This window comes from Microcystis sp. BLCC-F209 (assembly GCF_041928595.1).
Classification (GTDB): Bacteria; Cyanobacteriota; Cyanobacteriia; order Cyanobacteriales; family Microcystaceae; genus Microcystis.
This window is the reverse complement of sequence record NZ_JBHFLL010000235.1, coordinates 1-1,070: the sequence shown is the minus strand read 5'-3', so window position 1 is coordinate 1,070 and position 1,070 is coordinate 1. Positions and strand designations below refer to the sequence as shown.

General features: G+C 36.1%; 3 protein-coding genes. All 3 read left to right on the top strand.

Features of this window, described 5'->3' with window-relative positions:
• The first annotated feature begins 51 nt into the window (after window positions 1-51).
• Window positions 52-897: an Rpn family recombination-promoting nuclease/putative transposase gene (locus ACE1AQ_RS15095; RefSeq protein WP_149979457.1), complete on the top strand. Its 846-nt coding sequence runs from the start codon at window positions 52-54 to the stop codon at window positions 895-897.
• Complete coding sequence (locus ACE1AQ_RS15090; protein WP_106909347.1) at window positions 885-980, top strand: plasmid maintenance system killer protein; 96 nt, start codon at window positions 885-887, stop codon at window positions 978-980. The genes ACE1AQ_RS15095 and ACE1AQ_RS15090 overlap by 13 nt, the downstream gene beginning before the upstream one ends.
• On the top strand, window positions 981-1,070 hold a 90-nt coding region (locus tag ACE1AQ_RS15085; protein ID WP_374808697.1), incomplete at its 3' end, for a DUF2887 domain-containing protein.

Here is a 1,070-nt window from a genome sequence, read left to right as displayed (position 1 = left end):
TTAGACTTAGAAATTGAACAAGTACCAGAAGTCAATGAGGGACAAAATTGAGTGAAAACGGACAGTATTTTCTATCGTCTCTTTGAGACTTTTCCCGAAAGTTTCTTTGATTTGCTCAATCTTCCCCCAGAAACCGTCAATCATTATCAATTTTCCTCCCTAGAAGTTAAACAACTCGCTTTTCGTTTAGATGGGGTTTTTATTCCCGATAACCTGAATGATCCGATTTACTTTGTCGAGGTACAATTTCAAAAAGATGAACGGTTTTACTCGCGCTTTTTTAGTGAAATATTTCTCTATTTTCATCAAAGTGAGATTAGTAACAATTGGCAAGGGGTGATCATTTATCCCCATCGGGAAATTGAAAATAGTCCCAAATCTCGTTATCAAGAATTCTTTGAGTCAGGTCGGGTTAACTGTTATTATCTGAATCAGTTAGATGAGGGAGATTCTCTGGGGGTAAAAGTGTTACAATTAATTGTAGAATCGGAAGCCAACACCTTAGCGCAGGGAAAAGAACTGATTCAACAGGTTAGACAACAATTCCAAGAGTCTTTAAAAAGAGAGGACATTCTAGAATTAATTGAGACAATTATCATTTATAAATTGCCCAAATTAAACCGTAAGGAGATTGAAAAAATGTTTAGCTTAAGTGATTTAAGAGAAACTAAAGTCTATCAAGAAGCTTTAGAGGAAGGCCGAGAGGAAGGCCGAGAGGAAGGGGAATTATCCGCTAAAAAAAGCCTAATTTTGCGTCAGCTAAACTTAAAACTCGGTTCTATTCCTTTAAAGGTAGAACAAAAAATTAAACAGTTAAATCCTAATCAACTGGATAATTTAGCTCTTGCGTTGTTGGGGTTTTCGGATTTAGAAGATTTGCAGCAATGGTTAACTTAATAGGATTAAGTCTAGAACAAATTGCTCAAGCTTTAGACTTAGAAATTGAACAAGTACCAGAAGTCAATGAGGGACAAAATTGAGTGAAAACGGACAGTATTTTCTATCGTCTCTTTGAGACTTTTCCCGAAAGTTTCTTTGATTTGCTCAATCTTCCCCCAGAAACCGTCAAT